Consider the following 25,412-nt stretch of genomic DNA (forward strand, 5'->3'; position numbering starts at 1 on the left):
GTTCTCATAAATTAGAGTGAGGGGTTTATAATTATGATTTATTGGATGGGCTCGTGGTAGACACAAATCTTATATGTAACATTGGGATTTATGAATCATTAAAATGAAAAAACTATATTGGTGAGTATTTGTCTACACATTTTCGATCAATATATGAAAAATTCTGATAAAAACAATCTTGAAGAATTGCTGCTGGAACAAGAAGAGAAATCCAGTTTATCTGAAAAATATCTCAGAACGATAATCGAATCATCTTTGTATGGAATAACTGTTGTGGATGAAAATGGCAAATTTGAGTTCGGAAACGATTCTTTTTTTAGAACAATCGGCTGGCGCAAGGAAGAAATTATCGGCCAATATTTCATGAAAATAATCCCTGATGACGCAAAAGAATTTGTAATGGGGCATTGGCAAGGTGTTCAAACCGACAGGGGAGGATTTCATGAGATCAAAATCAAAACGAGATATGGTGAAATAAAATATCTGAATGTATCAAGCTCTTTCGTAGAGATCAAAGGGAAGAACAAAGTTGTTGCCATTGTTCATGATATCTCCGAAAATAAAAAACAGGAGATAAAGCTGAAAGAATCCGAGGAAAAATATCGTGATCTCTTTGAAAACGCCCAGGATGCCATGTACGTGGTCGATGATGAAGGTAATTTTTTGAAAATGAACAGGATTGGACTTCAAACACTCGGATGTGTTAAAGAAGAAGTAATTGGTACCAATATTTCTAAATGGATCACACAAGAAAGTATAATAACCGTTAATGAGCGCCGGAAAAAATGTCTTTCCGGAGAAAAGGTGGATCAGACAGATATCCTTGAGATCGTGCGCAAGAATGGAGAGCACAGGTGGGTTGAGATAAAAATCAGGGAAATCAAAGAAGGTAAGAAAACAATTGAAATTCACGGTATAGCCAGGGATATTACTGAAAATAGACTATTAAAACAAGAACTTAAGAAATCCAATAAACAACAGAAGCTTCTTTGCTATCTGATTCAGGGTACGCGTGGAGGAAAGACCAGAGCATTGATCCTGAAACATCTTAATGAAAGATCTTATAATGCGCATCAATTATCAACAGTTATGAATATGGATTATAAAACTATCAGGCACCATCTTGGTGTTTTAATTAAGAATGGAATAATAGGAAAAGGTAATGATGGATACTCTGATCTATATTTCATTTCAAAAAATATGGAAGAAGATTTAAACAAGTTTAATGAGATTTGACACAAAGTGGAATTCTTTGCATCAGGAAATACCACCGCCCCCCAACCCGCCCATCTTTTTCTACAGAAGCTTAGATTTTTTTATCTATTTAAATCTCTTTTCCCAAACATTACCCTATAACTTGTATATTAATTTAATAAAAATATGAAAATATGAAGTTATTTCCAGTATGGTTTTCTCAATTCAACATATGCATTGTGAGCCACAGTTGCTCCATTCGCCACTGCCACTACAACGAGCGCAAGATCAGAAGCGATATCTCCGACAGCATAAATCCCATCGATATTGGTCTTCTGGGTTTTATCAGTTTTAAGATATCCCCTGTCATCCATTTCAAGACCGAGCTTCTTGAAAATCTCAGTGTTCGGAATCAGGCCCACAGCCAGCACGACCGAATCCACAACCTGCTGGATTAACTCATCTTCCTTCAGGTCTTTCATTATAACTTTTTCGACCTTGTCAGTACCGGAAATTTCAACCACTTCGGTATTATAGAGTACCTTGACTTTATCGATCGCTTTAAGACGCTCGATCTTATTCGGTGCTACCTTTAATTCATCACTCCTGCAGGCAATGGTGATAAGATCCGCTGTATCGGCCAGGCTTAGAGCTGCGTCCGCTGCTGAATTCCCGCCGCCTACTATTACGACGCGCTTCCCCTGGAAATTCTGGGGATTCCTGACATAATAATATACTCCCTTTTCATCCTTACTGAATTTGTCTTCACCCTTTATACCGCCTGTCGCAGGAGAACTGCCGGTTGCAAGAACCAGGATCTTCCCCCTGTATTCGCCGCTTTCTGCAATGACCTTCCTGTCTGGCGTAATCTCATTCACACGTTCTTTTTTCATTTCCACTTTCAGTTTCTTTGCTTCATTCATCCAGCTATTGACAAGGTCGGAACATGTTGATTTTTCACATAGTCCGGGGAAGTTCTCGATCATCTTGTCCGGGCATAACCATGACAGGATACCACCCCAGCTGGAAGCTTCAAATATCGCTGTCTTAAGTCCCCGATATGCACACAGAATCCCTGTTGTCAGCCCGCCCGGCCCCCCGCCCACGACGATCACATCAAAATCATATTTTTCAGCTTCAAGCTTTGCCTTCTCCTCTTTTTTAGACATGTAATCCTTGATGGCTGCATGAAGCGCATCTGCTGCAAGGTTAGAGCAGTGCATCTTGATAAGGGGCAAGCCTCCAAGTTCCGCGGCAACCTCACCGCGTGTGATCTTAAGGGCTTCCTCAAGAGTTTTTCCGATAGCCATTTCCGTAATCATACTGCTTGTTGCGATAGCAGACCCGCAGCCGAAAGTCTTGAATTTCACATCCTTCAGTATATTATTCTCGACTTTGATCTGTATCTCCATTAAGTCCCCACACACCGGATTTCCAACTCTTCCTGTGCCATCTGCATCCTTTATCTGCCCCACGTTTCTCGGATTCCTGAAATGATCCATTACCTTTTCTGAGTATTCGAATTGTTCTTCCATAATTATTTCCTCGTATAAAGCGGTGACAATTCCCTTAATCTTGCAACGATCTTCGGTATTGATTCAATAACATGATCCACATCTTCTTCGGTGTTGCCGCGTCCAAGCGTTAGCAATAATGAGCCGTGAGCTTCCTCATGCCTTAATCCCAATGCGATAAGAACATGCGATGGCTCAAGAGTTTTTGAAGAACAGGCCGATCCTGTGCTTGCTGTTATCCCCAGGTCATTAAGCTGTAATATGATGCTTTCACCTTCTATGAAGCTGAACCTGAAACTTGCATTATTGGGAAGCCTTTTTATCCTGTGGCCTGTAAGATAGGTATATTCCATTTTAAGGATATTATCGATAAGCTTATCCCGCATTTTCATATTTCTTGCGCTTTGTTCTGACATTTCTTTTTGTGCGATCCCGGCGGCTTTACCCATCCCGACAATACCCGGAATATTTTCCGAACCGCTTCTCATCCCGAATTCCTGCCCTCCACCGAGCATGAAAGGAATAATTCTTACGCCCTGTTTGATATAAAGCGCACCTGTGCCTTTCGGACCGCCAAGGTCATTTGAAGAAAGAGTCAAAAAATCGATATGTTCATTTTCAACATCCACCGGAATTTTTCCAATAGCAGAAGTCCCGTCAACATGGAACATTACCTTCGCATCAGTTGCTATCTGGCCAATTTCCCTTATCGGCTGGATTGTTCCAATTTCACCGTTGGCATACATTATTGAAATCAGGATCGTTTTATCTGTTATGGCATTCTTTACCTGTTCGGGATTCAGGAGTCCGTCCTTATCAACAGGAAGATATGTGACATCAAATCCGTTCCTTTGCAGGTCTTTTAAGGTATTCATCACTGACATATGCTCTATCGAAGTCGTGATTATATGATTTCCTTTATCCTTATAGCGTAAAGCTGCGCCGCGCAGTGCAAGATTGTTGGATTCTGTTGCGCCGGAAGTGAATATAATGCTCTTTGGGTTCGGTGCTCCGATCAATTTCGCCACGCTGATCCGTGCGTTTTCCAGTTCCCTCCTGGCTTTTCGTCCCTGTGAGTGAAGGGATGATGGATTCCCGATCTCTTTTTCAAAAAACGGTATCATGGCTTCCATCACGCGTTCATCTACGGGTGACGCCGATCCGTAATCCATGTAAACTTGTTTCATATTGTCACTTTTATTAATCTGTTTTTGACCATTATATTTTTTTCCTAGATACGCCTGTCTCTGCCTTCAGGCCCTTCGCACTCCGGTATATAGCATGTCGCATCTATGAAAGAGCATGTTTCTTTGCAGCCTGGGTAGCTTTCCGGCGGAGTGGCTTTGCCTTCGAACTGGTATCCGCATAATGAACATTTCCATTGTATTTTCATAATTATCTCCTAAAACCACATAGTTCCGTCAGCTTCAAGCACAAGATCATTAAGAGTAGCAGCTCCAACTATCTCAGCTGTTGGAATGAAATCACCTGTTGTCAGGTTTATCAGCTGGCAGCTTTGCTCACAAACCATGAGTTTAACACCTGCTTTTATGCTCTGGTCCATTACTTCTTGAAGTGTGGGAAAAGCTCCCATCTTTATTTTTTCAGCATTTCCCTTTTTTACTACCGTAACTCCCATCCCGAGGAAATAGATTATAGGATCAATTCCCATCGCCTTTGCAGTCTGTGCAAGGATGAATGGGGAATAAAGGCGTTCTGGCGTATCGATTCCGCTTGTCTGGACATATAAAAGGTTTGTCATTTGAATCTCCCGGTATGATATTAGGTTTTATAATAGATACACTTTTGCTTTTTATTTTATTGTTATACCCCGCAGCTGTGCTGCGATTGGGAGCTTCACTTTATGTAATCTTCATTTTACCATCAATCACAGATACATGATCCTGCAATTCGCGTTTTTTAGATCCAATTTCGATTTTAAGTGAATCAAGCTGCTTTCTTGAAGTATCAAGTTCTTTTTCGGATGCCATAAGCTTATCCCGTAAAGTGGATAACACATCGTTCACATCTTTTTCATCCTTAATTATCTTCATCTTTGATATTTCATCTTTTTTAAGTTCGATATCTTTAATGATCGCGTAATATTCTGTTTTCTTATCTCCAAGAGACGATGACGCATGTTGAATATGTGAAAGGATTTTATCAGTTTTTGGAAGATTCAATACCCCGCCTTCAACGATTTTCTGTAATTCGATAAAGAACCCGGGGGGAACATCCACCGGACAGGATAAGCATAAATTCAATGCATCCCGGTCTTCGGGTTTTAGGACAAGTCTGCCACTATCACTTAACTGTTTCAGCCTGTTGATAACTTTATTCAGTGGTGATATGATGCTGTTAATTTCAGATATTTTAATTTCAGCATCATTTTCAAGCAAAATCAGTTCATCTTTTGACCTTGTATATTGTATCCATGATTCACTTGCATACAGGAGGTTCTGTGCTTCTTGTTTTTCTTCGATCTCTTTTTTCAATGAAACGATCTTTTGTTCGTTTTCTTTTATTGATCTTTCCATTTGCCCGATATCAAGAGTGATCTTCCTGATAACCAGCACAAGTTCCTGAGCTTTGGCGAGGGCATCAAGCACTTGCTTTCTTGAATTTATGGGTTCGATGAGATCATTAAGAAGCCTTCCAAGGGAATTAACGTCAGTTATAACATTTTTTGATTCCTCAAAATACACAAGTTTTGTATATTGATAGCTTTTCATCATATTCTCAAGGCATACTCCAAGGGTCTGGATCGTGCTTTCATGAAAAGCCGCTATTGATTTGACGCCTTTTTCCCCGGGGATGGTTATATTCTCAAGAAGCATCCTTACCTGTTTTGCCATGTTATCCCTGTTGCTTGAGGCGACCTTGACCATCTTTAGATGGAATCTTCCTTCAGGCTTTGCGTTTTCAAGCTCAGACGTGCTGTTTTTTATTTTCCTGAGTGTTTTTTCAATCAGGGGATAAAAAGAAGATGTCTCCTTTTCTATTTTTTCAGAAATTTGCCGGGATATCAACTCAAGCCATTCCGGAAGCTTATCCTGAGCTATTGATTCTCCGGCATTATCTTTTTTTCCAAAGAGCCTTTCTATCAGTTTCAACTTGAGTCCTTCATATTCCCGCTGAAATAACTATCATATGCACTCATATCAAAATGCCCGTGACCGCTCAGGTTGAACAGGATCGTCTTTTTTTCACCGTTCCTCTTACATTCGAGCGCCTTATCTATTGCGCATTTAATTGCATGTGATGATTCAGGCGCAGGAACTATACCTTCACTTCTTGCGAACGTAACTGCAGCTTCAAATACTTCTTTCTGGTGATATGCAACAGCATCTATAAGTTTATCGGCATATAACTGGCTTACGATCGGTGAAAGTCCATGGTATCGCAGTCCTCCTGCGTGGATGGATGGAGGTATGTATTCATGTCCCATTGTGTACATTTTTAAAAGCGGTGTAAGTCCGGCTGTATCTCCGAAGTCATACCTGAATTCTCCTTTTGTCAGGCTTGGACATGCGGTAGGTTCAACCCCTATTACTTTTACGTCATGTTTACCTGATATCTTATCACTGAGGAACGGGAAACTGATGCCTGCAAAATTACTTCCGCCGCCAACGCTTCCGATTATATAATCCGGGTATTCTTCAACCCGGGCAAGCTGTTCTTTGGCTTCCATGCCTATTACTGTCTGGTGAAGCATTACATGGTTCAAAACGCTTCCAAGTGAGTAATGCGTATCTTCATGGCTTGCAGCATCCTCAATAGCTTCACTTATTGCGATCCCAAGACTGCCTGGTGACCCGGGATCTTTAGACAGTATCTTTTTTCCTGAATCTGTATGGTTGCTTGGAGACGCGATAACATCAGCGCCCCATAGGTGCATTAGAGACCTGCGGTATGGTTTTTGCGTAAAACTTACTTTTACCATATACACAGTGCATTTAAGGTCAAAATATGTAGTTGCAAGCGCGAGTGCACATCCCCACTGTCCTGCTCCGGTTTCGGTTGCCAGTCTTTCTGTACCTTCTTTCATGTTATAATATGCCTGGGCTATTGCAGTATTGGGTTTATGGCTGCCTGCCGGGCTTACGCCTTCATACTTATAAAAGATCTTTGCCGGAGTTTTTAGCGCTGCTTCAAGACGATGAGCCCTGTAGAGGGGAGCGGGGCGCCATAATGCATAGATATCCCTGACTTCATCCGGGATCGTAATAAATCTATCCTGGCTGACTTCCTGTTTGATCAGTTCCATAGGGAATATCGGCGATAGGTCTTTCGGACCTATTGGTTCTTTCGTTCCTGGGTTCAGGGGCGGGGAAACAGGGGTAGGCATATCCGGAAGGATGTTATACCATTTCCTGGGAATATCATTTTCATCTAAAAGTATTTTTGTTTTTTGCATGGAAATAACTCCAGAACTACTATTTACGCAGGGGTATATTAAGATTATATAAATAAAAATCTCAATTCATAAATATATAACAAAATATAATGTTGTTTCTTGATCTTTCTAAAAAGCCAATTCTATCAAAACAGGAGTTTTTATTATTTCGATATTATTCCCTTCAATATAGAGCTTCTCTATTTCCTTGCCGGTAAAACCAGCTTTTAATAATTTAGCTCTCTCTTGTGAAGTTTCTAACATTCCAATCACCTATCTATCAAAAATTATTCCTATCTATTATATAGTAATTGAAATGTATTTTTCAGCATATATAGATGACTTGAAATTTTATGCTCAAAATAATTGTTATCATTATGTTGAGATTATCTAAAATTGAAGAAGCGTTCTCTGGAAAGGATCTTCAACCACACCCGTTAATACCTGGTAATGTTTCTTTATCCGCTTCATCAGGTGCGCCCTGAAATCAGGATTGGGAAAAAGATATGCAGGATTCTTAATTACCATCATGGTATTAAGATCAAATAATCCTATATCTTTTATGTCAAATATTGCTTTTGAGAAATGTTTTGCAGCCAGATAAAAATATTCACATGTGTCACGATATGTTTCAAGGTATGAAAGGGCAAGTTTTGGATTAACTACACCATTCCATTCCTTGATCTCGATTCCTACAATATAAAATCTTTCAGATTTTTTGTAGACTGCAATTATATCCGCGAGGTTGCATACGCTTTTTCTACAAACGAAGGGCTTGATGTGTATCTCAGGTGTGTGAAAAACAGGAGTGCCCCGGTCTGTAATGGAATTGACGATCTCATGGGAGTTGATCGTCATACCGAAATGAGAGAACATCATTATATTCAAGCATGGGTTCATTAAATAAATAGGTAATTTTGTATGGTTTTATAATCTTCTGATAATTGCGAGCCCATCCATTAATTCCAACTTTCTGAGTTGCACGCTATTTTTAAAGGCTATGACCAGCTAATAGACAGGATTAACAGGATTGACATGATAGATTTCTGGCAATTCATCCCGTCAATCCTGTTATCCTGTCCATTTATTGGATGGGCTCTCGATTATGCCAAATGTCTTAAAAGTAAAGCCATAGTGAGCCTAAAAAATCAATAAGCAAAATGAAAATTAAATATGAATTTGATGCTTTTCAAGCCTAAGCATGGAGATTTTTATGAATAATAAAATATTTCTAATATTTCAATTAAACCTCAGTATTTTTATTTTTCCACCTATAGAAAAGTATAAAGGTGTTTAACAATATAAAAAATTGACTATGGATTTAATTAAAGCTGAATTGGATAGTTTATTTAGCAGGGTTCCAATTTTGGGGAGCGTTTGGAAAGGAATAATAGATGCATTAATTAACAAACATTTGAAAAAACCGACATCTAGTCTAAACGACTTTCAAGAAAAAATGAAGGGATTTGATTTATATACATTAAAAAATCTTCAAAAAATAGTTGAGTTGAGGTTCGCATATAAAATGCAAATTATCACTATCGGTGTGCTTTTATTAAGTATAGGCATATCTTTCTTATTATCTGGATACACTTTAACTCCCAAATTGATATCAATATCTTTTTATGACAAATATATTTTTTATCTTATTGGAACAATTATATTTATTGTGGGAATTGTTCTTTGTGTCGTATCATTTATAAATTTTCAAATATGTGAATCAATTATCGAAACATCCGAAATAGAAATTGAAAGAAAAATAAAAGAAAACGATGAAAAATGTCCACGCTAATTAGTTTACATTTTATAATTTAGATATAGATATATTTTTTAGATCTTAATTAAGTTTATTTTTCAAATTTTTAACATATTTCAATCCCCCGATACTTATTTAATAAAAGTATTGTGTGAGGGAAGTGAAAGTACTTCAATTGTAGCAAGATTCTTAATTTTTTGTAAATATTAGCCGCAGATAAACGATTGTGGGGTATATATTGTGATGGAACGCGGATTGTACGGATGGCGCGGATGTGCGCGGAAAAGGTATCCATGAAAATCCGCCAAATCCGTGTGCTATACAGCGCAATTATGTATATGCGGTTTGTTTTTTTTACAATATGCGATTAATTCGGAATCTGACTATAACTTAACATGATTGAATGAGGGCAATTTTTATATCAAATAAAATTGATTTAACACAACTTTATTTAAGTTGATCATATATGCTTTATCCACCAGGAACACCTACGCAGCCGGAAATAATTGCAATTGCCTTATCAAAGCTTAATATCAAATCCACCGATGTATTTGCGGATATTGGTTGCGGCAGCGGCTCTGTCTCAATAGCTGCTTCCGGATTAGCAAAACATGTATTTGCAATTGACAACAGGGATGATGCTATTAATGCAGCATCAGGAAATATTAAAGAATGCAGCATAAAAAATATCTCATTATTAAAAGGAGACGCCATTATACTGCTTCCCGATATTGATATGGACTGTGCGTTCATCGGAGGAAGCAAAAATATCAAACAGGTTATGGAAATATTGATCGAAAAGAAAAAGCCGAAAATGCGGTTCGTTGTAAGTGCCGTTAAGGTCGAAACAGTTGCCATTGCCATGGAGATTATGAAAAAAAATAATGTTTTTAAGGAATTGTTACAGATACAAATATCAAGGGGAAATGAGCTTGCAGGAGGTACTATGTTCAAACCTGAAAATCCGATTTTCCTGGTAGTTGGTGGAGCATAATGTTGATCGGTGTTGGTCTTGGTCCCGGAAATCCGGATCTTCTTACTCTTGCTGCCATAAAAGCCCTGAAAGAAAGCAGGAAAGTATACGTTCCCGGAAAACTCGCAGAAAAGCTCGTTTCGCCCTACGCTAAAGCCCATATACTTGATTTTCCCATGATACAGGACAAGAAAGAGCTGTCAAAATTATGGGAAAAAAATGCAGAGATCGTAGCAGTTGAGGCAAAAAATAAAATGGTCTCATTTGCAGTCCTGGGCGATCCGAATGTGTTTTCAACATTCTCACACCTTAAAAGGACGATAGAGGAAAAATATCCTGACATCGAAATTACAACGATTCCCGGCGTAAGCTCAATAACAGCCCAGGCAGCCCGCACAAATACCAGCATGGACAGCTCCTTTGTGGTAAGTGACGGTTCACCTGTCAATACAAAAATAATCCTGAAATCAAAGCATCCTGAAGATGTTAAGAAAACATTGGTAGAAGAGGGTTTTAACGAATTTATTTTTGCCCGGCGCCTGTTCATGGAAAATGAACTGGTTACAGGTGAGATACCGCAGACAGGGGACTATTTCAGCCTGATGGTAGCAAAGCGGGGAAAAACCAGGGTAAATAATAAAAAAATCATTTATTTTGTGGGAGCAGGCCCTGGAAATCCCGGATACATCACTGTCAGGGGACGCGAACTTCTGGAATCAGCAGACTTTGTCATGTATGCTGGTTCGCTTGTCAATCCGGTTGTTTTAAATTACGTGCATGGTGAGAAGCTTGATAGCTTCGGAATGAAACTGGAAGATATCGCTGATGTCCTTTCAAAGAAAGTGAATGAGGGAAAAAACGTTGTCAGGCTGCATAGCGGTGACCCTTCATTATATGGCGCGATCATTGAACAGATAGACAGCCTGAAAAAACGCGGGATAGATGTGGAGATTGTTCCAGGGGTGACTTCGTTGTTTGCCGCCGCAGCTGCGCTAAAAACCCAGCTTACGATAAACGGCATTACAGAGACGCTTATTATCACAAGACCCGCGGGAACGACACTTGAGAAAGACTCGATCAGGGAACTGTCACGCCATAATGCCACGATGGCAATTTATCTTGGGACTGATAAACTCAGGAAGATCATGCAAGAAGTGGAATATCCTGAGGAAACACCCGCTGCTGTTGTGTATCATGCCTCCTGGGAAGATGAATTAGTGATACTTGGTACAGTTGGCGATATTGCAGACAGGGTCGAAGCAGAAAGGATCAATAGATCTGCAATGATAATTATCGGGAATGTCCTGGCACCGCACAATTTCAAGAGGTCTCATCTATATGGGTGAGCTTGCAATAATCGCTTTTTCACGAAATATTGATATTGCGAAAAAAATAAAGGATGTTACTGGTGGAGATATAATAGAATACTCAAAAGATGCCTTCATGATTGCTTTTGAGGAATACAGGTCGATAATAGCCATTATGGCATCAGGCATTGCTGTAAGAAATATCGCCCCTCTTATTTGCGATAAATGGAAAGACCCGGCAGTTGTGGTCGTAGATTCGGGACTGAACTATGCAATTCCCATCCTTGGGGGTCACCATGGCGGGAATGAACTGGCAAAAAAACTTGCAGTTATGGGCATTATTCCGGTAATAACGACAGCCACGCAAGCCATGGGAAAAGAATCTGTGGAGGGGATCGCAGATAGTCTTGGTTGCAGGATAATAAACAGGGATTCAACAAAAAAAGTCAATCTGGCATTGCTGGAAAGTGAGCTTGAGGTTCTGGATATCAAAGGTCCAAAGATCGTAGTTGTTGAAGATGATGTCAGTGTTCTTAAAAGAAAGGGGCTTGTTGTGGGAATAGGGGCAAACCGGGGCGTCAGCAAGTCGGAAGTTATTAAAGCAATAAATGCAGCACTTCTGGAATTGGATGCAAGGATTGAGGATGTGAATTATTTTGCATCTGCAATGATAAAAGAAAATGAAAAAGGAATTATCGATGCTTCAGAAGCATTCGGAAAAGAGATGAGATTCATTTCGCATGATATCATTAATTCCATACATGCACCAACTCCATCCAGAGCAAAAAACCTGGGACTGAACGGGGTATGCGAGCCAGCTGCGCTTGCGCTTTCAGAGGAAAAGAAACTGTTACTAAAAAAGAGGATTTATGGAAATGTCACAATCGCGATCGCACGGTAAATTATACATAGTAGGAATAGGGCCCGGTGGAAACGGGCATCTTACGAAAAAGGCGGAAAGCGCCCTACTTGAATCCGAATACATAATCGGGAATGGCACTTATCTTGACCAGATAGCTTTGATCATTAAAGACCAGAAGATCATACGAAGCGGAATGGGCGGCGAGGTTGAACGAGCAAGGAAGGCGGTAGAACTCGGAAAAAGCCATATTGTTTCAATTATCAGCGGCGGGGATGCAAATGTGTACGGGATGGCCGGGCTTGTATTGGAGGTAGCCCGGAAGACTGAAGAGATCGAAATTGAGGTCATACCTGGTGTGACTGCAATAACTGCCGCAGCTTCACTTCTTGGAGCGCCTTTAGTGAATGATTTTGCAGTAATAAGTTTAAGTGACCTCCTTACTCCCATTGAGATGATCAAGCGCCGCCTGAACAGCGCGGCAGAAGCTGACTTTGTGATAGCCATATACAATCCGAAAAGCAGGAACCGCAAGGAGAATTTTGCAAAGGCTATTGAGATCATCCGGAAATACAGGAATGAAAATACACCTGCAGGGATCGTAAAAAGCGCTACACGTCCTGATGAGACCGTTCTTGCAACAACACTTGGCAGGATAATGGAGTACAATGATATGATCGATATGAGTACGATCGTTCTTATCGGTAACAGTGAGTCAAAATTATGGAAAAACAGGATAATAACACCCCGCGGATACCAGAGGAAATATGAATATTGAATTTGGCGCGCGAACAAGGGAAGCAAAAGAGATCAACGAAAAAAGCTGGGGAATTGTGCAAAGTTTCATAAAAGGAGATACACCGCAGGACAGGATACGACAGCGCTGTGTTATAGCAACAGGTGACCTGGCATTTGCAGAACTCATGAGGTTTAACAATGATCCTGTAAATGCAGGAATAGATGCAATCAGGAATGATGCCACAATATTTACGGATATCAGGATGGCTCAGGTGGGAATTACAAAGCAGAGGCATAAATGCGACGTCAGGTGTGTCCTTGATGTAGAGACCGATATTGCCAGGGATACAGGAGTAACAAGAACAAGCGCTGGTTTCGTGGCGCTTGGAAAAGAACTCAATGACGCAATAATCGTTATCGGGAACGCACCCTCAGCAGTGCTCACTGTTTGCAGGCTGATCGATGAGGGTCTTCACCCTGCACTTCTTGTGGCGACCCCTGTGGGTTTTGTGAATGCTGCCGAATCGAAGGAACTTGTAAGAACGCTTGTTGTGCCATCCATCACATGCATCGGGACAAGAGGCGGGACACCTGTGGCTGTGGCTGTTGTTAATGAACTTGTGGAGCTGGCATTTCGATAAAATCGATTGAACTATTTTCAAAAAATCACATGCTCATAATACCAATGGTAAGAAAACCTGGAAAAGATTAAAATACATCTTAGTCATATAGTATAAGTTGACGAGCGGGAACATTTTTTTACTAACCCCCACTCCCCAACCTGCTCGTCATTCTTGTTATATTTTTTAGCAATCTTCAGTATTATCGCAAATGTCTGGACTAATTTTAAACAAATGTTTGAACTAATTTAAACTCATGATGGAAATCATAATAGTACATTTTAAGTATATCTTATGCATATTAGGAATTGACGAGCGGGTAACATTTTTTTACTAACCCCCACTCCCCAACCTGCTCGTCATTCTTGTTATGTCTTCTAGCAAACTTCAATACAAACTTCAATATTATCTCCAGACAATAGCTATTCATGAAACTTGATGGATCTTATGGTGAAGGGGGTGGCCAGATATTAAGAACAGCTGTTGCGCTTTCTGCTGTTACGGGAAAGCATGTCGAAATAGAAAATATACGAAAGGAAAGGCCAAAACCCGGGCTTTCTGCACAGCATGTTAAGGCAGTGGAAGAGCTGGCCAGGATATGCGGCGCACAGGTTTCAGGGTGCCGCCTCCGATCAACAAGGATTAGTTTCACACCCGGAAAGATAAATAGTGGAAATTATGACGTTGATATCGGTACAGCAGGCAGCATATCACTTTTTCTACAGTGCCTTATGCCTGCACTTATGCATGCGGATGTTGCGATCAGTATAAAGATTACGGGTGGAACTGATGTCCGGTGGTCTCCTTCTATCGATTATATGAGATTTGTAACACTTGCTGCCCTGGGAAAGATGGGATATAAATGTGATATCAGTTTGATCAAAAGAGGTTATTATCCAAGGGGAGGAGGCAGCGTCTGCGCCATTATCAATCCATCGAACCTCAAGATTACGAATTTTGATACAAACAATTGTCCTATTATAGAAGGGATCTCCCATTCATCCGGTCTTCCATCCCACGTGGCACAAAGGCAGGCGGCTAGCGCTGAAAAGCTCCTGCATGAACAGGGCTACAAATCAAATATATCTATAGAAGTTAACGATCATCCTTCAACAGGAAGCGGCATTACCCTTTGGTGCGGCACCGCTGGCAGCTCTATCCTCGGAAAACCGGGTCTGAAAGCAGAAAAAGTTGGCTCCATTGCAGCTGAGGCGCTGGTCAATGAATTGAGGCCTGGTGGGGGCGTTGATGAATACCTCGCAGACCAGTTGATTCCCTATATGGCGCTGGCCAAAGGCGGTTCTTTCACTACGCGGATAATTTCCATGCACACAAAGACCAATATCTGGGTGACAGAGCAGTTCCTGCCTGTGAAATTCGAGATAGAAGAAATGGAAAATGGATTATTCAAAGTCCGGATTTAATCCTGCATTACGCTCAGGTACTGTGGTGGAATCTCATCAGCAAGCACAATATTCTCGGTAGCAGAAAGCATGGTCACTCCTTCTTCCTGTGCCAATTGTGCGTTTACTACAAGTAAAACCGGGTCTTCCGTATGGATCTTTGCTACTTCTTTTGCTTTTTGCGCTGATGTACTCAGATGAACATACCTTTGCCTCATGGATCTTATTCCTTTTTCAAGTAGTATATCCACCTCTTCCCTGCTTGCGCCGTAATACAGTTCCGGAAGGAGATTTTCATCATAATCAAGGTCAACATCCACGGAATGACCATATCGCGCCCTGATCTTCGTTCCTTTTATTTCATATCTGCCTTTCTCATCAGATTCGATTATCGAAAAAAGCTTTTCCTTGTTTGCCCATTTATACCGCGTTACCATGGCATCCACAAGTACATCAACGCCTACCCAGCCGTGCTGGTTCATTGCAAGCCCCAGGTCATCCGGGAAATGCCGCAGCGCACCTGAGATGAAACGGCCAAGCCGTTCGGTCTGCTCATCATTAAGCATGAGCGTCCCTGCTTCACCGCATGCGCAAGTTTCGCCTCTAAAGAACCCGTGATTCTGGCATTTCTTGATCATTTATAGTGTGTATAGAATCACTTTGTTATATATTTTGCCAAACAATACCTTAGCTGTTCTTCAGGTCTTTTCTTACGTCCATATTGGCATTTTCAAGTTGAGGAACTTCTTTTGTAAGTTCACTCATCTCCTGTTCCCTTTTTTTTGCAGCAGGAGACTTGCTTTTCTCATGGCAATCCTCGCACCTGTATCCGATCACTGCCAGTCTTTGTGAATAGACCGGATACCTTTTCCTGCCATAAAGCTCTGTTTTGCAGCTAATGCATCTATCCTGATTGTTATTTTTCATCCTATCTTCTGACCTCTACGATCTTCATTGAATAACCTTTCCTGCATGGTTCCAAGATATCACTTTCAACATCAGTAACTACAAATTTTTCACCGGTCTGCAGTCCGGATGGCCGGCAAATGAGATAATTTTCGCAATCCTGGTTATTGCATGGAGGCTGCTCAAAAACTATCCTTGAACCCTTTATCGCTTTTCTTGATTCAATAGCCATCCTGATAGGAGCTTCTATAACTTCCACTGCGGACACACCGGAATCATGCACGAAACACTCAAGCTTTGACGAATTCCGGATGTTTATGATTTTATATTTGCTTCCAGGATTAAGGCTCAGGCAGGTTTTATTGAGTTTACACGGTTGGCATTCTTTTGCTGCACTTTTAAAAACAAATTCATTACCTACTTTTGCAAGCCTTGTTCCTATCAATGTTATTATTGTATCCGATTCTTCCATAAAATTTCACCTGATTATATGTTATATATTATTATTTGATCGTAATTATTATATTATAGCCATGATTAGATCATTATGTTTTTATTATTATTTTATTATTATTTTATTATTATTTTATTATTATTTTATTATTATTTTATTATTATTGTGGGATTACTTTTGTGATTTTTGCTGCTTTTTCTGCTGCTTCCCGGGTTAATCCTGTGCCAAGTATAGTGTATCTCTCAGGACGGATATTATGGGCATGAAGGAGTGCTTTTATAATATACTCTTCCTCTATCCCCAGTTCGGAAGCATTTGTGGGTGCTCCGATTGTGCTAAGGGATGTCCTGATCTCCTGCCAGTTCCCGCCGTGAAGGTACATCATCATAATAGTTCCCACCCCGCACTGTTCGCCATGAAGTGCTGGTTTTGGAGCAAGTTCATCAAGCGCATGGCTGAACTTGTGTTCAGAACCGCTTGCAGGACGCGAAGAGCCTGCTATACTCATAGCTACACCGCTTGCCACAAGCGCTTTCATGACAGTCCATGCTGATTCTTCAAGGCCGGGTCTTATCAGTTCTGCAGATTCAATAAGTATTTTTGCCGTCAGCTTTGATATGATGGATGCATATTCACTGAATGGTTCGTCCCGAAGCCTGTGGGCGAGTTCCCAATCACGTACTGCCGTATAGTTGGAAATGATGTCGGCACATCCCGATGCAAGTAAGCGGTAAGGAGCCCGGGCAATAATAGACGTATCCGCAACGACCGCAAGAGGGGTTTGTGCGGATTCGGAAACGGTTTTGTTATCCCGGATAATAGACGCTCTTGATGAGACGATACCATCATGGGATGCCGCAGTCGGAACACTGACAAAAGGGATATCAAGATGCATGGAAGCAAGCTTGGCAATGTCTATGGATTTTCCCCCGCCAACGCCCAATAAAAAAGAAGCTCTGGTCTCGCTGGCAAGTCGTTCTACTTTTTGTACCTCAGCAATTGTGGGTTTTTCGACTATTGTAGTATTAACATTAAACCCTGAATCTTCAAGCGAGACTGCAACTGTTTTTCCCGCAGTATTGAGCGTTGTAGCTCCGGCAACTATCAGCGTGCTCCCATTAAGTTTAAGGTCTTTACAAACCTTACCTGTGTCACTGATCACACCATGACCTACGACCACATTCCTGGGCAGCTGCATCCATTTATTCTTGTAGTTTTCTTTAGTTTCTTTCATAAGGATTCAATATGAGTATAATAGATAGCGTCTGGCATTATATAGATAAGTATTACTTAAGCGGCATAATCAACGACACTTCTTATAATCCTGTGGATACGCTGACATATGCAATCGTGCTTGGTATAAGCCTTTTTGGGGTCTTAAAGTTATTGGAAAAACTCAACGTGAAGGTCGATAGCCGGTTCATGATCTCAGTAACGCCCTATATTATTGCAGGTTGCGCTCTTCGCGTGCTGGAAGATTCAAAAATATTCACTCCCCCATTGAAGTATCTTTTTGTAACGCCTATAATCTATTTTTTTATGTTCGCGGTGACTGTAAGCATCCTTGCGATCGCAATTTACCTTGAGCGAAAAGGAAAGATCAGGGATTACCATACGTTTTTTGGATATACGGGTGCAGTATGGGGATTTTTAAATATCAGCGCGCTGCTGGCAGTTGGCAGTATTGAGAATCCATATCCTGCTGCTGTTATATTTATATTAGCCATATCGTCGACAGGAATTGTATATTTCATATCCCGCCAGCTCAATTTCACGCTTCTTACGGATAGAGTCAATATATCAATTCTTTTTACACATCTTCTTGATGCGTCATCAACATTTATCGGCATGGACTGGCTCAATTATTATGAAAAGCATGTTGCTCCAACATTCTTTATTGATATTGCGAGCAATTATACTGATCATCCTGCCCTGGTTATGTTCCCGCTTAAATTGCTGGTATTCATACCAGTTTTATATATGCTTGATAACAAATTAGAAGATGAAAAAGAAAAAAAGCTTATTGGTATTATAAAGCTTGCAATATTGGTGCTCGGGCTTTCACCAGCTGTCAGGAACACACTCAGGATCCTTATGGGGGTATAAAATGGAAAGAGAATTAAAATACATCAGATCGTCATGGAAATATATATTAATAGTCGCCGGCGTTTTTATATTTTCGCTAATTATAGGATTGCTGTTATCTTTAAAGAATCTCGGATTATCGGAAAATTACCTTGAAGTATTAAAGAACTCTTTTGGCTGGATAAAAACTCTTTCTCCAATCGAAATAGTGCTTCTTATTTTCCTGAATAATGCAGTTAAAAGCCTATTTTCGATCGTTCTTGGCGCAGGTTTAGGAATAATCCCTATAATTTTCATAGGAGGAAATGGGATTATAATAGGTTTGATCGTAAATGAAGTGTCAAAGGAACAGGGGATCATTTTTGTACTTGCTGCACTTTTGCCGCATGGTATTATAGAAATTCCCATGGTATTGATCAGTGCTGGCCTCGGGTTTCGCCTTGGATATTCTATGTATGTTTCCATGAAAGGAGAAAAGAGAGATATGAGATATGAATTAACTGAGAGTTTACATGTATTTATAAAGATAATTATGCCTCTCCTGTTCGTTGCTGCAGTCATCGAGACTTTTGTGACACCATTAGTTGTTTCAATGGTCCTGCCATAAATAACACCAGACTTTTTGACAGCATCGTAAGCCTTTATCTTTTTTCACTCTGGACAAGTTTTGCCCCGCGGTTCATCGCGATCTTACCTGTCCTGACCATTTCTTTTATCCCGAACTGTCGAAGCAATTGCTCCATGGCATTGATCTTGCTCTCATCCCCTGTCACTTCAATAACAAGCGATTTTATTCCAACATCAACGATTTTGGCCCTGAATATATCCACGATCTGCATTACTTCAGCGCGGGTTGTTGTATCTACTCCGACTTTAATGAGTGCAAGTTCCCTGTTTACGGATTCATCTGCCGGGATATCACTTACCCTGATAACATCAATAAGCTTATTCAGCTGTTTTTCAACCTGTTCAAGGATATTATCATCTCCGCTTACAAGAATTGTAATACGCGAAATGTCCTTGTTTTCTGTAACACCAACAGCAAGGCTTTCTATATTAAAACCTCTCCTTGAGAATAATCCAGCGACCCTTGTTAAGACCCCGGGTTTATTTTCCACAAGTATGGCAAGCGTATGTTTCATTCTTGTCACTCCAGGTCCAGTATCTCATTGATGGCTGCTCCGGCCGGGACCATCGGGGATACATTTTCTTCCCGCTCAACTACAAAGTCAATAACTGTTGGCCTCTTAGATGCTACAGCTTCTTCAATAACATCCTTTACTTCACTTTTCCTGGTTGCACGCAATCCAAGAGCCCCATAAGCCTGTGCAAGTTTCACGAAATCCACGCTGTTTTCAACACATGTTGACGAATACCGCCTGTCAAAGAACAGTTCCTGCCACTGCCTGACCATTCCAAGGAACCCGTTGTTCAGTATTGCAACGATAACCGGAATGTCCTCCTGGACAACTGTTGCAAGCTCCTGTGAATTCATCTGGAAAGATCCGTCACCGGAGATATCAATAACCGTAGATTCGGGTTTTCCAACCTTTGCGCCTATGGCGGCAGGGAAGCCGTAACCCATAGTGCCAAGACCTCCGCTTGATATGAATGTCCCGGGAGTCTTATAATTGAAAAATTGCGCTGCCCACATCTGGTTCTGTCCGACTTCAGTAACTATTATCGCGTCAGGGCATATCTCGCTTATCTGCTCAACCACATACTGGGGGCGAAGCAATTTATCCTTTTTATAGGTTAGAGGATATTCTTTTTTCCATGCTTCTATCTTCTTGATCCACCCATCCGTCTTTGCCTGTTCAATTTTTATATATTTTGTAAGGCTTTTCAGAACATTCTTAGCATCCCCGACTATAGGGATATCTACGCGAACATTCTTACTTATCTCAGCCGGGTCGATATCAATATGAATTATCTTTGCATTGGGCGCAAATGCGGATATCTTACCTGTCACCCTGTCATCAAAGCGTACTCCAACTGCGATTATCAGGTCAGATTCCTGGACAGCATAATTTGCATACCTTGTACCATGCATCCCCAGCATTCCAACAGACAACGGATGAGCTGTGGGAAAAGCGCTCATTCCCATAAGGGTTGTGGTAACAGGAGCAAGTATGGTTTCAGCAAGGGTTCTCAATTCTTCAGCCGCCTTTGAGAAAATAATACCTCCGCCTACATAGAATATAGGCTTTTCAGCTTTTACGATCAAAGACGCAGCCTTTTTTATCTGCTGTTCATTTCCTGCATACGTTGGTTTATACCCGCGCAATTTTACTTCCTGCGGATATTCAAAGTCTATTACCTCTATTTGAGTATCCTTGGGTATATCGATCAGAACTGGTCCGGGCCGGCCTGTCTGGGCAATATAGAACGCTTCCTTGAAAATCCTGGGTATGTCTTTTGCATCCTGGACTAAATAATTGTGTTTTGTGATCGGAAGTGTTATGCCTGTGATGTTGGCTTCCTGGAATGCGTCATAACCTATAAGCGGCCTTGGTACCTGGCCCGTGATTGCTATCATGGGTACGGAATCCATATATGCAGTTGCAATACCTGTTACAAGGTTTGTAGCCCCGGGTCCTGAGGTGGCAAGACATACACCCGCTTTACCAGTAGCTCTTGCATAGCCGTCAGCAGCATGAGCGGCAGCCTGCTCATGTCTTACAAGAATATGCCTTACATCTGCATCGTATAATTCATCGTAAAGCGGAAGAACCTGTCCTCCCGGATATCCAAAGATAACTTCAACATTTTCGCAGTGGAGCGATTCAATTACTGCACGCGCACCAGACATTTTCTGTTTTGTCATTTTTTATCTACCTTTAACACTGACTGATATTGTATAAATATTTCTAAAATCTACCTATTATTTTCCTGTTGTATTAGCCTGTTTATGCCCTCAAGAACTGCCTCAACTGATGCCATTATGATGTCTGTCCTTGCTCCTCTTGCGGTTATTGTTTTTCCGCCTTTGCTGAGTTTTATCCAGACTTCAACCAGGGCATCGGTTCCGCCGGTGATGGCATCAACATGGTATTCATCAAGATGTATATCCGCTACCCCTGAAAGGGCTTTTTTCAATGCATTTATTGCAGCATCCACAGGTCCTGTTCCCACGCCTGCTTCAACGACATGATTCCCGTTGACTTTCAACCTGACAGAAGCAGTAGGCATTACAGTATTTCCTGCTACGACCGTAAGTTCTTCAAGCTTGATCTTTGCTTCCTGGTATATTCCAAGAACTGTTTCAGCTATTGTCTGGAGATCTGCATCCGTGACCCGTTTTCCTTTATCTCCAAGTTCTTTCATCCGGATAACGATATCATCGATCTGCTTTTCACTTGCATCCAGCCCCAGTTCTTTTAATGCAAGAACTACTGAACTTCTGCCTGCATGTTTTCCGAGTACGATCTTTCGCTCACGCCCCACAAGTTCAGGTGTTATTGGTTCGTATGTAGCGGTATTTGCCAGGAGCCCATGAACATGGATGCCTGCTTCATGAGTGAACGCATTCCCACCTACTATTGATTTATTGGGGGCAACAGGAATGCCGCTTAACCTGCTCACAAGACGCGATGTCGTGTATAAACCTTTTATATCGATTGATGTTTTATATTTATATAGTGAATAAAGAACCATGACCACTTCTTCAAGCGAGGTGTTCCCGGCGCGTTCTCCGATACCATTTATGGTAACATGCGCTTCATTTGCGCCTGCACGCAGAGCGCAAACAGTATTGGCTGTAGCCATTCCGAAATCATTGTGGCAGTGAATGCTTACAGGAGCACGAAGCTTGGACAGGTCAGTGAAGATCTCATAGGTATTTTCAGGAAGAAGTATGCCCACAGTATCGCAGAAACACAGCCTGTCAGCTCCGGCATCGATCCCTGCATTATAAACGGATTTAAGATATTCAATATCTGCCCTTGATGCATCTTCCCCGCTTAATTCCACAATTAATCCATGAGATTTTGCGTACTCTGTCATTTGCGCAGCCAGTTCCCGGACAGAATCCCTATCTTTTTTCAATTTCTGCTGGATATGAAGGTCAGATACAGGAACAACAAGATGGATTGAGTCAACATCACATCCAAGGGCTGCATCAATATCTTCTTTCTTAATACGGCAGTAGCTGCATATCTCGGCATTTAACCCTGCCGCTGCTATTTCTTTTATCGAAGCGCGCTCACCCTCAGAAGTGATAGCAGAACCTGCTTCCAGAATATCAACCCCAAGGCTGTCTATCTTCCTTGCGATCAATAGCTTGTTCTCTGTTGTGAGTGAAACTCCAGGTGTCTGTTCTCCATCCCTGAGGGTGGTATCGAGTATTTTTATATTTTTAAATAAAGGAAATCCCTTCTATTATTTTATTGATTGTGAATCCAGTATAACGGTCTTGAGTTGTATATTACTTTTTCTGTTACTCTTTATGTAAAGCCATAATATCTGCATTAGTATTTATTCGGGCCTATGAATTATTACCTTAAATCGCTCAGCTTTAGTATCGTTAATAAATTCAATAGCAGGATCATCTCTCAGGGCTCTGACTATGCCAGTGCCAAGGCCACGGTAGGGCAGCATTTTTGAAGCAAATGATGCTAATATCCGGTTTCGCATGCATGATATCCCATGTTTTATATTTTCGATTGTCATATTGTTGGGCAATTTTCCAGGACTATCAATCTCTATACGATTATCGAATATCAATATGCGAATAGTGGCATTAATAAAATAATCCCTGTGAATCAGGGCATTAACCAGGATCTCCTGCAAGGCGATTTCTGAAACCTCAAGGACCCCAGGTACATTGAAATCCTTTCCTTTTTGGATTTTCCTTAGATTCCGCAGCAGAAATGCCATTGCGTTCCTGTATTGTTTTGGAAGATTGCTATCAATGTCCTCACTGTCCCGGTATTGAGTGCCACCTAAATCATTTCCGAAAAAAGAGACCGCTTTTATCAAGAATTCTGGCCTATATTTTTGGGGGTTTTTTCCAAAAAGCATCAATCCCGCCTGATTGAGTATAGAATTCTTTGCAAGGTTCAGGTTTTCGAGTATTTTATCAAGCGGTATTCCTGTCGCTTCTATGCTTTCCCCATATTGTTTCTCATAGAAAGAATATAAAAGCTCTTTATCAATATCTTTTATAGATGAGCCATATACAATGGTTTCATCTGCATATATTTTCCCTGATTCCTGAAAAAGCCGTAGCAGTTCTTCCTGTGAAATTTTCCGTTTGTCAGCTCCCACCTTGGCAAAATAGATACCTTCGCTTGTACAGTACGGTTTGTTTACTCCTTCTTTTATCTCTATGACAAGTAGTTTTCTTTCTCCTATTTTAATTATTTCGCTGAATGGTGTAATGGGAGGTTTCACATTCTCATTTGCACTATTTGAGATCAACTGGTTCAGTCTGCGAATTTCACTGCTTTCAAGACCTGCAATATTTCCATAATCATCAACTCCGACTATGATAAAACTGCCTCTCGTATTTGAAAAAGCGACCATCTCCTGTGCAAGCTGGACTGCGTTTGTAATATCTTTTTTAAACTGCGTCCTGCTGTCCTCACCTTTTTCAATAATTTCCAGTAATTCCGCCGGTTGCATAATCATTAATCTCCTTTTAGAGTTTAATCATTGCCTCAATGATGTGCAAAGACCTGAATGCTCCCCCAGAAACTCAATTCTGGGCGCCTTATCTGCTTATTTCTTCTTATACACATTCAATCCTATTTTCACGTTTTCTTTGCCAGGTATGGACTGGTTGCCTTCGCTTGAAGCGATGATAATTGTTTTTCCTGATGTTGATGGTCCGAAATCCTTCGTTAAATCTACCTTTATCGTTAAGATGTTCCCTTCTACCGACATTTCAACATTCTTCATATATTTATCCTTCTTTGTTTATTATTTATGTTAATATCAAAAATCTTCGGCTTTATTCAGAAAAACTTATCCACGATTTCAACCGCTCTTGCGATCAATTCTGCGCTCTTTTCAAGGTCTGCCATGCTCATTACCGATACCGGAGTATGGATATAACGTGTTGGGATGCTGATAACGCCTGTGGGTATTCCTTCCTTTGTAAGGTGTATCGCTGTTGCATCAGTAGTGCCGCCGCTTCCCACTTCGAGCTGGTATGGGATGCTGTTTGCCCCGGCAGCCTCCTTTAGCCATTTTAACACAGATTCAGGAACGATTATCCCGCGTCCGTCAGCATCACTTACAGTTACAGAAGGGCCTTTTCCCATCTCGATAGAAGAATCTTTTTTATCAATTCCGGGATGGTCTCCGGTTATAGTGACATCCGTAGCAAGAGCAACATCAGGGTTCAGTCTGAAAGCAGATGTTTTTGCTCCTTTTAATCCTACTTCTTCCTGTACTGTAAATACTGCATGGACTGTGGCTTTGACATCTTTCATCATGCTAAGCGCTTCGATCAGCATCACACAGCCTGCCCTGTTATCAAAAGCCTTTCCGGTGACAAAGTCATTTCCCAGGGATTTAAAATCAATATCAGAAGTGACAGGGGTTCCGGTTTTCACACCTATTTTATCCGCATCTTCTTTGCTTGTTGCTCCGACATCAATGAACATGTCATCGGCTTTTATTATTTTTTTCTTCTCCTCTTCTTTTATCATATGCGGGGGTTTAGAACCAAGAACACCATAAACAGGGCCGTTCTCCGTATGCATGATCATTCTCTGGTTAAGAAGGGTCTGGTCGAACCATCCTCCGGTTTTTGTGAAACGGGCAAAGCCCTTATCATCAACGTATTTTACCATTAATCCGATCTCATCCATGTGAGCGGCAAGCATCACAACAGGTTTTTTTCCTTTTTTTGTAGCAGTGAGGTTACCCATCTTATCAATTGAAATTTGATCAACATAGGGCTTTACTTCTTCTTCAATGATCTGCCTTATATTTCCTTCATACCCTGAAACACCGTGTGCATTTGATAATCTCTCTAAAAGCGCTTTTCTATCAAACATAAATTTCACTCCGGTTCTAATTGTATGCTGATGTAATTAAATTATTGGGAAAAACGAGAACGTTTCAATTCGTCCTGGTATTTAGGCCAGTGTGCAACACAAAACCATTTACTTCAAATAGTATGTAGTGGAGAATTAGGGTCTAATAGGGTGGTTGATGCACTTATACAGGCCTCGTACATCGTATGGTGTATACCGGT

Annotated in this window: 28 protein-coding genes; 10 read left to right on the forward strand and 18 right to left on the reverse strand. The window is 41.0% G+C overall.

Annotation, left to right across the window (positions count from 1 at the left end; translation table 11 throughout):
* Positions 1–153: 153 nt before the first annotated feature.
* Positions 154–1,236: a PAS domain S-box protein gene (locus CL181_RS05480; protein ID WP_097298241.1), complete on the forward strand. Its 1,083-nt coding sequence runs from the start codon at positions 154–156 to the stop codon at positions 1,234–1,236.
* Positions 1,237–1,394: 158 nt separating this feature from the next.
* Here CL181_RS05480 and nifU read toward each other — a convergent pair whose 3' ends face one another.
* From nifU to CL181_RS05510, 8 genes are all read right to left on the reverse strand, one after another.
* On the reverse strand, positions 1,395–2,729 hold the full coding sequence (nifU, locus tag CL181_RS05485; protein ID WP_097298243.1) for a Fe-S cluster assembly scaffold protein NifU: 1,335 nt from the start codon (positions 2,727–2,729) through the stop codon (positions 1,395–1,397).
* 2 nt (positions 2,730–2,731) lie between these two features.
* On the reverse strand, positions 2,732–3,895 hold the full coding sequence (locus CL181_RS05490; RefSeq protein WP_097298245.1) for a cysteine desulfurase family protein: 1,164 nt from the start codon (positions 3,893–3,895) through the stop codon (positions 2,732–2,734).
* A 44-nt stretch (positions 3,896–3,939) separates the two neighbouring features.
* Entirely contained in the window at positions 3,940–4,101 is a 162-nt protein-coding gene (locus CL181_RS20145; RefSeq protein ID WP_176505078.1) for a hypothetical protein, read from the reverse strand.
* Positions 4,102–4,110: 9 nt separating this feature from the next.
* Entirely contained in the window at positions 4,111–4,470 is a 360-nt protein-coding gene (locus CL181_RS05495; RefSeq protein WP_097298248.1) for a DsrE family protein, read from the reverse strand.
* Positions 4,471–4,570: 100 nt separating this feature from the next.
* Complete coding sequence (locus CL181_RS05500) at positions 4,571–5,821, reverse strand: hypothetical protein (RefSeq protein WP_097298249.1); 1,251 nt, start codon at positions 5,819–5,821, stop codon at positions 4,571–4,573.
* Positions 5,818–7,125, reverse strand: a complete 1,308-nt coding sequence (locus CL181_RS05505; RefSeq protein ID WP_097298251.1) for a TrpB-like pyridoxal phosphate-dependent enzyme — start codon at positions 7,123–7,125, stop codon at positions 5,818–5,820. The genes CL181_RS05500 and CL181_RS05505 overlap by 4 nt, the downstream gene beginning before the upstream one ends.
* Positions 7,126–7,233: 108 nt before the next feature.
* Complete coding sequence (locus tag CL181_RS21070) at positions 7,234–7,368, reverse strand: hypothetical protein (protein WP_255251437.1); 135 nt, start codon at positions 7,366–7,368, stop codon at positions 7,234–7,236.
* Positions 7,369–7,494: 126 nt separating this feature from the next.
* Positions 7,495–7,983, reverse strand: coding sequence for a hypothetical protein (locus CL181_RS05510; RefSeq protein ID WP_097298253.1), 489 nt, complete (start codon positions 7,981–7,983; stop codon positions 7,495–7,497).
* A 436-nt stretch (positions 7,984–8,419) separates the two neighbouring features.
* Between CL181_RS05510 and CL181_RS05515 the strand changes: the two genes are divergently transcribed.
* From CL181_RS05515 to rtcA, 7 genes are all read left to right on the forward strand, one after another.
* Entirely contained in the window at positions 8,420–8,896 is a 477-nt protein-coding gene (locus CL181_RS05515; protein ID WP_097298255.1) for a hypothetical protein, read from the forward strand.
* 430 nt (positions 8,897–9,326) lie between these two features.
* Entirely contained in the window at positions 9,327–9,854 is a 528-nt protein-coding gene (gene cbiT, locus CL181_RS05520; RefSeq protein ID WP_097298256.1) for a precorrin-6Y C5,15-methyltransferase (decarboxylating) subunit CbiT, read from the forward strand.
* Entirely contained in the window at positions 9,854–11,179 is a 1,326-nt protein-coding gene (locus CL181_RS21405) for a cobalt-factor II C(20)-methyltransferase (RefSeq protein ID WP_097298257.1), read from the forward strand. Before cbiT ends, CL181_RS21405 begins: the two co-directional genes overlap by 1 nt.
* On the forward strand, positions 11,133–12,041 hold the full coding sequence (cbiG, locus tag CL181_RS05530) for a cobalt-precorrin 5A hydrolase (RefSeq protein ID WP_097298258.1): 909 nt from the start codon (positions 11,133–11,135) through the stop codon (positions 12,039–12,041). The genes CL181_RS21405 and cbiG overlap by 47 nt, the downstream gene beginning before the upstream one ends.
* A complete protein-coding gene (gene cobJ / locus CL181_RS05535; protein WP_097298260.1) occupies positions 12,010–12,777 on the forward strand; it encodes a precorrin-3B C(17)-methyltransferase in 768 nt (255 codons plus the stop codon). The genes cbiG and cobJ overlap by 32 nt, the downstream gene beginning before the upstream one ends.
* The gene (locus CL181_RS05540) at positions 12,767–13,378 is read left to right on the forward strand and encodes a precorrin-8X methylmutase (protein ID WP_097298261.1); all 612 of its coding nucleotides are present in this window, start codon (positions 12,767–12,769) and stop codon (positions 13,376–13,378) included. The genes cobJ and CL181_RS05540 overlap by 11 nt, the downstream gene beginning before the upstream one ends.
* A 407-nt stretch (positions 13,379–13,785) precedes the next feature.
* Positions 13,786–14,781, forward strand: a complete 996-nt coding sequence (gene rtcA / locus CL181_RS05545; RefSeq protein ID WP_097298263.1) for an RNA 3'-terminal phosphate cyclase — start codon at positions 13,786–13,788, stop codon at positions 14,779–14,781.
* On the opposite strand, the gene CL181_RS05550 is transcribed toward rtcA, so the two are convergent.
* The 4 genes from CL181_RS05550 to CL181_RS05565 form a co-directional block, all read right to left on the reverse strand.
* Positions 14,778–15,398: an RNA 2'-phosphotransferase gene (locus CL181_RS05550; RefSeq protein ID WP_097298266.1), complete on the reverse strand. Its 621-nt coding sequence runs from the start codon at positions 15,396–15,398 to the stop codon at positions 14,778–14,780. The genes rtcA and CL181_RS05550 overlap by 4 nt on opposite strands.
* 49 nt (positions 15,399–15,447) lie before the next feature.
* Positions 15,448–15,687, reverse strand: a complete 240-nt coding sequence (locus CL181_RS05555; RefSeq protein ID WP_097298267.1) for a hypothetical protein — start codon at positions 15,685–15,687, stop codon at positions 15,448–15,450.
* Between the two features lies 1 nt (position 15,688).
* Positions 15,689–16,138, reverse strand: a complete 450-nt coding sequence (locus tag CL181_RS05560) for a UPF0179 family protein (protein ID WP_097298269.1) — start codon at positions 16,136–16,138, stop codon at positions 15,689–15,691.
* 142 nt (positions 16,139–16,280) lie between these two features.
* Positions 16,281–17,354, reverse strand: a complete 1,074-nt coding sequence (locus CL181_RS05565; RefSeq protein ID WP_217993096.1) for an NAD(P)-dependent glycerol-1-phosphate dehydrogenase — start codon at positions 17,352–17,354, stop codon at positions 16,281–16,283.
* Positions 17,355–17,365: 11 nt separating this feature from the next.
* On the opposite strand from CL181_RS05565, the gene CL181_RS05570 reads away from it, so the two are divergent.
* Together CL181_RS05570 and CL181_RS05575 are read left to right on the forward strand one after the other, a co-directional pair.
* Positions 17,366–18,226, forward strand: a complete 861-nt coding sequence (locus CL181_RS05570; protein ID WP_097298272.1) for a DUF63 family protein — start codon at positions 17,366–17,368, stop codon at positions 18,224–18,226.
* Between the two features lies 1 nt (position 18,227).
* On the forward strand, positions 18,228–18,812 hold the full coding sequence (locus CL181_RS05575) for a stage II sporulation protein M (RefSeq protein ID WP_097298273.1): 585 nt from the start codon (positions 18,228–18,230) through the stop codon (positions 18,810–18,812).
* Between the two features lie 34 nt (positions 18,813–18,846).
* On the opposite strand, the gene ilvN is transcribed toward CL181_RS05575, so the two are convergent.
* From ilvN to CL181_RS05605, 6 genes are all read right to left on the reverse strand, one after another.
* On the reverse strand, positions 18,847–19,347 hold the full coding sequence (ilvN, locus tag CL181_RS05580) for an acetolactate synthase small subunit (RefSeq protein ID WP_097298275.1): 501 nt from the start codon (positions 19,345–19,347) through the stop codon (positions 18,847–18,849).
* Positions 19,348–19,352: 5 nt separating this feature from the next.
* Positions 19,353–21,032: an acetolactate synthase large subunit gene (locus CL181_RS05585; protein WP_097298276.1), complete on the reverse strand. Its 1,680-nt coding sequence runs from the start codon at positions 21,030–21,032 to the stop codon at positions 19,353–19,355.
* Positions 21,033–21,082: 50 nt separating this feature from the next.
* Positions 21,083–22,558 (reverse strand): (R)-citramalate synthase, encoded by a 1,476-nt coding sequence (locus tag CL181_RS05590; RefSeq protein ID WP_176505084.1) that lies wholly within the window; start codon positions 22,556–22,558, stop codon positions 21,083–21,085.
* Between the two features lie 123 nt (positions 22,559–22,681).
* Complete coding sequence (locus tag CL181_RS05595; RefSeq protein ID WP_217993097.1) at positions 22,682–23,830, reverse strand: RNA-binding domain-containing protein; 1,149 nt, start codon at positions 23,828–23,830, stop codon at positions 22,682–22,684.
* Positions 23,831–23,926: 96 nt separating this feature from the next.
* On the reverse strand, positions 23,927–24,106 hold the full coding sequence (locus CL181_RS05600) for a hypothetical protein (protein ID WP_097298280.1): 180 nt from the start codon (positions 24,104–24,106) through the stop codon (positions 23,927–23,929).
* A 56-nt stretch (positions 24,107–24,162) separates the two neighbouring features.
* Positions 24,163–25,212, reverse strand: coding sequence for a M42 family metallopeptidase (locus CL181_RS05605; RefSeq protein ID WP_097298282.1), 1,050 nt, complete (start codon positions 25,210–25,212; stop codon positions 24,163–24,165).
* Positions 25,213–25,412: the final 200 nt, after the last annotated feature.

Source organism: Candidatus Methanoperedens sp. BLZ2 (genome assembly GCF_002487355.1).
In the GTDB taxonomy this organism is placed as follows: Archaea; Halobacteriota; Methanosarcinia; order Methanosarcinales; family Methanoperedenaceae; genus Methanoperedens.

Coding starts and splice junctions, on each gene's coding strand:
- CL181_RS05480 (WP_097298241.1), top strand. CDS start 154: ATGAAAAATTCTGATAAAAACAATCTTGAAGAATTGCTGCTGGAACAA.
- nifU (WP_097298243.1), bottom strand. CDS start 2,729: ATGGAAGAACAATTCGAATACTCAGAAAAGGTAATGGATCATTTCAGG.
- CL181_RS05490 (WP_097298245.1), bottom strand. CDS start 3,895: ATGAAACAAGTTTACATGGATTACGGATCGGCGTCACCCGTAGATGAA.
- CL181_RS20145 (WP_176505078.1), bottom strand. CDS start 4,101: ATGAAAATACAATGGAAATGTTCATTATGCGGATACCAGTTCGAAGGC.
- CL181_RS05495 (WP_097298248.1), bottom strand. CDS start 4,470: ATGACAAACCTTTTATATGTCCAGACAAGCGGAATCGATACGCCAGAA.
- CL181_RS05505 (WP_097298251.1), bottom strand. CDS start 7,125: ATGCAAAAAACAAAAATACTTTTAGATGAAAATGATATTCCCAGGAAA.
- CL181_RS21070 (WP_255251437.1), bottom strand. CDS start 7,368: ATGTTAGAAACTTCACAAGAGAGAGCTAAATTATTAAAAGCTGGTTTT.
- CL181_RS05510 (WP_097298253.1), bottom strand. CDS start 7,983: ATGATGTTCTCTCATTTCGGTATGACGATCAACTCCCATGAGATCGTC.
- CL181_RS05515 (WP_097298255.1), top strand. CDS start 8,420: ATGGATTTAATTAAAGCTGAATTGGATAGTTTATTTAGCAGGGTTCCA.
- cbiT (WP_097298256.1), top strand. CDS start 9,327: ATGCTTTATCCACCAGGAACACCTACGCAGCCGGAAATAATTGCAATT.
- CL181_RS21405 (WP_097298257.1), top strand. CDS start 9,854: ATGTTGATCGGTGTTGGTCTTGGTCCCGGAAATCCGGATCTTCTTACT.
- cbiG (WP_097298258.1), top strand. CDS start 11,133: ATGTCCTGGCACCGCACAATTTCAAGAGGTCTCATCTATATGGGTGAG.
- cobJ (WP_097298260.1), top strand. CDS start 12,010: ATGGAAATGTCACAATCGCGATCGCACGGTAAATTATACATAGTAGGA.
- CL181_RS05540 (WP_097298261.1), top strand. CDS start 12,767: ATGAATATTGAATTTGGCGCGCGAACAAGGGAAGCAAAAGAGATCAAC.
- rtcA (WP_097298263.1), top strand. CDS start 13,786: ATGAAACTTGATGGATCTTATGGTGAAGGGGGTGGCCAGATATTAAGA.
- CL181_RS05550 (WP_097298266.1), bottom strand. CDS start 15,398: ATGATCAAGAAATGCCAGAATCACGGGTTCTTTAGAGGCGAAACTTGC.
- CL181_RS05555 (WP_097298267.1), bottom strand. CDS start 15,687: ATGAAAAATAACAATCAGGATAGATGCATTAGCTGCAAAACAGAGCTT.
- CL181_RS05560 (WP_097298269.1), bottom strand. CDS start 16,138: ATGGAAGAATCGGATACAATAATAACATTGATAGGAACAAGGCTTGCA.
- CL181_RS05565 (WP_217993096.1), bottom strand. CDS start 17,354: ATGAAAGAAACTAAAGAAAACTACAAGAATAAATGGATGCAGCTGCCC.
- CL181_RS05570 (WP_097298272.1), top strand. CDS start 17,366: ATGAGTATAATAGATAGCGTCTGGCATTATATAGATAAGTATTACTTA.
- CL181_RS05575 (WP_097298273.1), top strand. CDS start 18,228: ATGGAAAGAGAATTAAAATACATCAGATCGTCATGGAAATATATATTA.
- ilvN (WP_097298275.1), bottom strand. CDS start 19,347: ATGAAACATACGCTTGCCATACTTGTGGAAAATAAACCCGGGGTCTTA.
- CL181_RS05585 (WP_097298276.1), bottom strand. CDS start 21,032: ATGACAAAACAGAAAATGTCTGGTGCGCGTGCAGTAATTGAATCGCTC.
- CL181_RS05595 (WP_217993097.1), bottom strand. CDS start 23,830: ATGCAACCGGCGGAATTACTGGAAATTATTGAAAAAGGTGAGGACAGC.
- CL181_RS05600 (WP_097298280.1), bottom strand. CDS start 24,106: ATGAAGAATGTTGAAATGTCGGTAGAAGGGAACATCTTAACGATAAAG.
- CL181_RS05605 (WP_097298282.1), bottom strand. CDS start 25,212: ATGTTTGATAGAAAAGCGCTTTTAGAGAGATTATCAAATGCACACGGT.